Annotated in this window: 4 protein-coding genes; 3 read left to right on the forward strand and 1 reads right to left on the reverse strand. The window is 40.3% G+C overall.

Features of this window, described 5'->3' with window-relative positions; all coding sequences use genetic code 11:
• A partial coding sequence (locus tag R2S57_RS30040; RefSeq protein WP_316848599.1) for a hypothetical protein occupies window positions 1-824 on the reverse strand: 824 nt, incomplete at its 3' end.
• 514 nt (window positions 825-1,338) lie between these two features.
• Between R2S57_RS30040 and R2S57_RS30045 the strand changes: the two genes are divergently transcribed.
• From R2S57_RS30045 to R2S57_RS30055, 3 genes are all read left to right on the forward strand, one after another.
• Entirely contained in the window at window positions 1,339-3,663 is a 2,325-nt protein-coding gene (locus R2S57_RS30045; RefSeq protein WP_316848600.1) for a beta-galactosidase, read from the forward strand.
• Window positions 3,664-3,801: 138 nt separating this feature from the next.
• A complete protein-coding gene (locus tag R2S57_RS30050) occupies window positions 3,802-5,154 on the forward strand; it encodes a Gfo/Idh/MocA family protein (RefSeq protein WP_316848601.1) in 1,353 nt (450 codons plus the stop codon).
• A gap of 99 nt (window positions 5,155-5,253) precedes the next feature.
• Window positions 5,254-6,345, forward strand: coding sequence for an aminoglycoside phosphotransferase family protein (locus tag R2S57_RS30055; RefSeq protein WP_316848602.1), 1,092 nt, complete (start codon window positions 5,254-5,256; stop codon window positions 6,343-6,345).
• The last annotated feature ends 549 nt before the right edge of the window (window positions 6,346-6,894 follow it).

Raw genomic sequence — 6,894 nt, forward strand, 5'->3', positions numbered from 1 at the left:
CCGTCTCCGCCACCCCCTCCGCCTGATCCTGGCTCAGAAGGTAAATCGCATTCTGGGCTGCAATCGAAAAGGGTACAAGAGTATTTTGCACAGACTTGCAAACAATTATCACATGTTTTTGAACAGACCCCGGTTTTAGGGCACTTGCCGGTAGGCCATAACGTACAGAAACCTACTGCGCCATCCAAATTGTCTTCAGTGCCAACGTTAGAATTCAGTACTCCATTTGAACTAAGTAGTTTTTTTTTGGTATTGGATGTAGTGTTTGTCGAACCAATTGGAGCATAGAACAGTTTTTTTATGGTTTTTCCGTCCCAGTCTTTTACAATTATATGTCCTGTATAGCGACTACGGTCTCCATATAACCATAGCGAGTCTGGATAAAGAATAATCCATTCGACATGTATGGTCTGTATGGTATCTTTATACATAAAAAGATAATTAAGACTAGTCAAAGGGACAACAGCGTTTGTTTTAGGGCTCACCACTGCTACAGCATCACCAAAATCAATAGGAACTTTAACTGATTTGCCTGTAGAAATAATTTTTTCATATGCCTTTTCCCAAATCGGTTGTTTATTAGCCAGCGCATCTTCAATTGTTATTGCATTATTTAAGGAACCTGAAGACATTAATTTTTGGGACTTAAAGGCTTTTTTCAAATTTTTGTTAAAATATGCTTTAGCTTCAGTAACGGAAATCCCATTTTGTAAATTCTTTGAATTTGGCTGTAGTAATTCTCTTTTACAACCTTGTACCAAGAATAGGCACATTAAAACTAGGCAAGCCACAGCTCTGCCTTTAGTGAGCATTAATTTGTTCATCGTTAATTTAAATTTTAAAATGTGAGAGGGATGATGTGGTAAATTTGCAATAATAGTTTTGTTACTTAAAGAGGGAATAAAGAATTTTACACAAAAGCATATTTGATGCTGTAATACAGTATGTTAATGATGTATTGATAATTTTATTTTACATTAAATGTATTTTTATACTACTACAGTGTGTAAGCATATACTTGTATTTTTTAATTATCATTGCAATTTGTCAATTTAAAATGCTGATTAAAAGCTACTGTACAATGGTTGATTAAAATGTAAAAAGAGATATCATATAAAAGACAGTCTACACTAAAAGAAACAAGTGAGACATATACTCATAATTGTTTTCATTGAAAGGTCAAAGCTAAAATGTGTTTGCATTTGGCGATAGTTTTTCTTTACAAAGAAATAAAATGCCTTGTATAAAAATCAGTCAATCGTTTGCGCTATTATTTATGTTGTTTTGCTCATTTCCTTGTCCTACTTTTAAAAAATACAAATCAACAAAGCCGAACAAATGCGCATTCCTTTGCTTAAAAATATCCTTGTACTGGTGCTAGTGTTTGGCTCAGCTATTCATGGCTGGGCACAACAACGCACCACATTTGCCATAGGCGCCGATGCTTTCGAGCTGAATGGCAAACCCTATGTCATTCGTTGTGGGGAGATGCATTTTGCACGCATACCTAAAGCCGAATGGAAACAGCGTTTACAAATGGCAAAAGCCATGGGTTTAAATACGGTGTGTGCCTATTTGTTCTGGAACATGCACGAGAAACAGCCCGATCAATTTACCTGGACAGGGCAGAGCGATGCAGCCGAATTTTGCAGACTGGCGAAAGAGGTTGGTTTGTATGTAATATTAAGGCCAGGGCCATATTCTTGTGCCGAGTGGGAGTTTGGCGGTTTCCCCTGGTGGCTGCTTAAAGATAAAAGCATCCGTTTGCGCACCCAGCATCCATATTTCTTAGAAAGATCGAAAAAGTACCTGCTTGCCGTTGGTAAACAGCTTGCACCTCTACAGGTAAGTAATGGCGGTAACATCATTATGGTGCAGGTAGAAAACGAATATGGCAGCTATGGTAATGATAAAGATTACATGAACATCATTAAAGCCGATTTAAAAGAAGCCGGTTTTAATGTGCCTTTATTTCATTGCGATGGACCTTCGCAGTTAAAGAACGACCATCCTGAAGATCTGTTTGCCGTGGTAAACTTTGGCAGCGATCCTGAGGCTAATTTCAAAGCTTTAAGGGCTATACAGCCTACAGGCCCTTTAATGTGTGGCGAATATTATCCTGGCTGGTTCGATAGCTGGGGCAGGCCGCACCATGTGGGCGATACACAACGCATTGTGGCCGAGCTGAAATACATGCTCGATAACAAAGCATCCTTTAGTATATACATGGCACATGGTGGCACCAGTTTTGGTACCTATAGCGGCGCCAATGCACCACCTTATTTGCCACAAACCAGCAGTTACGATTACGATGCTCCGATAGATGAAGCGGGTAATGCCACTGAGAAATTTTACGCCATCCGCAAGTTATTTGCCAATTACCTGCAAGCAGGAGAGGTTTTACCTGATGTACCTGCAAGCAACAAGATCCAGAAATTGCAACCTGTTACCTTTTCTTCGGTAGCAATATTGACTAAAAACCTGCCAAAACCGGTTTTGGCCGATACAGCTTTGCTGATGGAAGATTTAAACCAGGATTTCGGTTGTGTGCTGTACGAAACCAGTTTGGCTGCGGGCAAGAAAGCTAGTCTGGTGTTTAAAGATATCCACGATTATGCTTTGGTGTATATTGATGGCAAAAAGATTGGCGAACTGGACAGGAGAAAAAATAAATTCAGTATCGAAATTCCTGCCCGTACGCATAAAAGTGTGTTAAGGGTTTTGTTAGAAGCTACAGGCAGGGTAAACTATGGTTACCAGATGCACGATTGGAAAGGCATCCATGGTGAGGTATACCTTTCAGAAAACGGAAAACAGCAGGCATTAAAGGGCTGGAAGAACTATCCGATCAGGATGGGGGACATCAATATCGCACTCCGTTACGAGGCGCTGGGCAAACAGCCTGCCGCTGCGGCTTTTTACAAAGGAAGCTTTACTGCCAATAAATTAGAAGATACTTACCTCGATATGGGGAAATGGAATAAAGGCTTAGTTTGGTTAAATGGAATGTGTTTGGGCAGGTACTGGAATATCGGCCCAACGCAAACCATGCTCGTACCGGGCAGCTGGCTTAAAAAAGGTAAAAACGAAGTGGTGGTTTTCGACCTTTTCGGAACCGACAAACCTGCTTTAAGCTTTTTGGATAAACCCATTTTAGATGTGGTAAACGAAAAACAGCCCGAGCTGCACCGTAAAGCAAACCAAAAATGGGATAACACACAAAAAGCCTATGCCGAAGGTAGTTTTGCTAATGATAACAAATGGCAACTGGTCGATTTTAAACCGGTAACGGCCAGGTATTTCTGTCTGGAAGCACTATCAGAGCAAAAAGGTCAGCCGTATAGCACGGTGGCCGAAATTGTATTACTGGATGACAAGGGCAATGAAATACCGCGCGACAATTGGAAAATTGTATATGCCGATAGCGAAGAGCTTGGTGGTAACGATGGTAATGCAGCCAATGTATTCGACCTGCAGTTTACCAGTTACTGGCATACGCAGTGGGAAGATCAATCGCCAAAACCACCACACCAGCTGGTAATCGATTTGGGTAAAAATTACACCATAAAGGGATTAAAGCTATTGCCAAGACAGGATAATGCCAATGGAAGGATTAAGGATTATAGACTATATTTTAATACGAAAAATTTTAAAAACCTTTAGTCTGCATAGCTCTTCTAAACGGCTGTAGATGCTGGGATTTTAATAAGGAAAAGTGCCAAAGCATAACTAGTAAAACGTTTGTTCAAAAGATTTAAGGGATCAATTAAAAAACTAAACAATAAATATTAAACAACACAAATGGAACGTAGAGATTTTATCAAAAATGGTGCATTTACGGCTGCTGGTTTAACCATCCTGCCAACCGGAAGTTTATTTGCCTCATCAGACAGTGGAAAAGTTAGATTGGGTTATATCGGTGTAGGTGCACGCGGTATGAGCCACATCTCTGAAGGTGCGCTGAGAGACGATGTAGAAATTGTTGCAATTTGCGATACCCAGGAGAGCTCACTTAAAGTTTGCCGCGCTTTTATTGCCAAAAAAGGCAGACCTGCCGCAACCGAATATACCGGTGGCACCGATGCCTACAAAAAACTGATTGAGCGTAAAGATATCGATGCCGTAATTATTGCCACACCTTGGCAGTTTCACCGCGATCAGGCCGTTGATGCCATGAAAGCAGGCAAATATGTAGGCTGTGAGGTAATTGCAGGTTTAACCGTGCAAGACCATTGGGATATTGTAAATACTTCTGAAAAAACAGGAATGCCTTACATGACTTTAGAGAACGTTTGTTACCGTAGAGATGTAATGGCGGCTTTAAACATGGTTCGTCAAGGCCTTTTTGGCGAATTGGTTCACCTTGAAGGTGGTTATCAGCACAATTTACGTAACGTACTTTTTAACAACGGTAAAGATTATTATGGCGGTGGGGTAGAGTACGGACCAAAAGCCTTAAGCGAAGCGCAATGGCGTACGCAGTTCAACATTGATCAGGATGGCGATTTATACCCAACCCATGGTGTAGGCCCATTAATGCAATATGCAAACATCAACCGGGGGAACAGTTTTACCAGTCTGGTTTCGTTCAGCTCTAAAGCCAAAGGTTTGGCTGCTTATGTAGAAGAAATCTCGCCAGGCCACCCGAATGCCAAAATCAATTATAAAAATGGTGATGTAACCACCACCATGATCAACTGTGCAAATGGCGAAACGGTATTGTTAAGTCATGATACACACTTGCCACGCCCATATTCTATCGGTTTCAGGGTTCAGGGTACAAAAGGTTTATGGATGGATGTAAATAAATCAGTTTATATCGACCACAAATCGAAAAAAGACGATGTATGGGATCCGGCTCAGGAATGGTTTGCGAAATATGATCACCCACTTTGGAAAAAATATGAAGCAGAAGCAGTAGGCGCTGGGCACGGTGGTATGGACTGGTTTGTGTTTAACGGATTTATCCAGGCGGTAAAACAGAAAAAACAGACACCTATTGATGTATATGATTCGGTAACGATGAGTGTAATTACACCACTTTCTACCAAATCGTTAAAAGAAGGAAACATGCCACAAAAATTCCCTGATTTTACCAAAGGGAAATGGAAAGACCGTAAAAATACTTTCGCTTTAGACGATAGCGGCTTTTAGTCTCGATTGCGGGCATTGCCAAAAGGCTTGCCCGCATATTTTAATAACAACTTTATCCAGGTATCTGGAACAATTTTTATACAATTATATCACCATCTTATGTTTCAAGCAGTATTAGGTGCTTATGGACTTAACGCAGAACAATTTACAATTGAACCTTTCGGCTCGGGTTTAATTAACCATACCTGGAAAGTTTACAATGAAGAAATAGCCTATATTTTACAGGAGGTTAATACGGAGGTTTTCCGTGAGCCTCAAAACATTGCTCAGAATATTGAGACGATAAAAAAATATCTCGATCAAACGGCGCCCAAATATTTGTTTGTTGCACCAATTGCGGCAAGCAATGGAGACGATTTTGTGGTGTTAGACGGGCACTTTTACCGGATTTTTCCTTTTGTGGAAAATTCTTGCTCTATTGATTTTGTGCACCATCCGGAGCAGGCTTACCACGCCGCCAAGCAGTTTGGTAAATTTACGAGGATGCTTTGTGCTTTCAATGTGAACAAGTTAAAACCCACCATCGAAGATTTCCATAACCTGCCACTGCGCGTAGAGCAATTTAAAAAGGCTTTGGAGCAAGCTACTGATGTAAGAATTAGCGAAGCAAAGTTTGCCATTGAAGAAATTATCAGACACTACGATATAGAAGAACAATATCTGCACATGGTAGATAGCGGCGCGCTTAACCTGCGCGTGGTACACCACGACACCAAAATTAGCAATGTGTTGTTGCAGGTAGAAACCGGCCTGGGTTTATGTGTAATTGATTTAGATACGGTAATGCCAGGTTATTTTATCAGTGATGTTGGCGATATGATGCGCACTTACTTGTCTGAAGCGAACGAAGAGGAGAAAGATTTTAATAAGATAGCCATCAGGGAAGATGTTTTTGCGGCCATACATAAAGGTTATATGGAAGAGATGGATCAGGTTTTGGGTTTTGCAGAAAAACAGTTCTTTATCTATGCCGGTAAGTTTATGATTTATATGCAAGCGGTACGCTTTATAGCCGATTTTTTAAATGGCGATATTTATTATAAAACAGCTTACCCTGAACACAATTTGATAAGGGGATTAAATCAGATCGATTTATTGAATAAATATATCGGAAAGGAAGCGAAATTTGAAGAGATCATTAAAAAGATCAATGAAGATCGGTTAAGCGATTCAAAAACGATATTAAACTAATAAGGTAAAATAAGGTGTTCAGTTTTTTATGCTTCATCGTTTGGGCTGGACATCCTTTTTGCCTTTTAGAAAGTTAGTTATCTCCAGTAGCGCACTCTCAATGTTAAGCCCTATTGTGTAAAATATTTATTTAAGAATAGTCTAGGCATTTTGCTAGCCAACTTTAATAAAGCGCAGATTTTACCGAAGATCGCCGTCAATCCCAAGTGGCGGAAGAATCAAAAAACAGGTGCTGTATAGAACAAATTGCACTACCAAACCTGAAACGCAGCGGTTTTGTGTTCATTAACAATGATTCGAAATTTTGAAGAGGATTGAACACAAAACGAAGTGCCGCTGTTTTTTGATGAGCGTGGGGCTATGAGAAGCCACCTTGTTGGATTGACAAAGCGCTTTGGGTACTTTGGCGCTCCAAAGTACCATGCCTCCGCGGCAAAGAGCGGAAAAATCAACATTTTTTTTCTGAAAATTAGTTTTTTTAGCACCAGGATTTTTCCTGCTTACGATTCCTGCTATAAAGATTGCTTCATCCAATCAAAATTGGCTTCG

This window comes from Pedobacter psychrodurus, assembly GCF_032678585.1.
Taxonomy (GTDB): Bacteria; Bacteroidota; Bacteroidia; order Sphingobacteriales; family Sphingobacteriaceae; genus Pedobacter; species Pedobacter psychrodurus_A.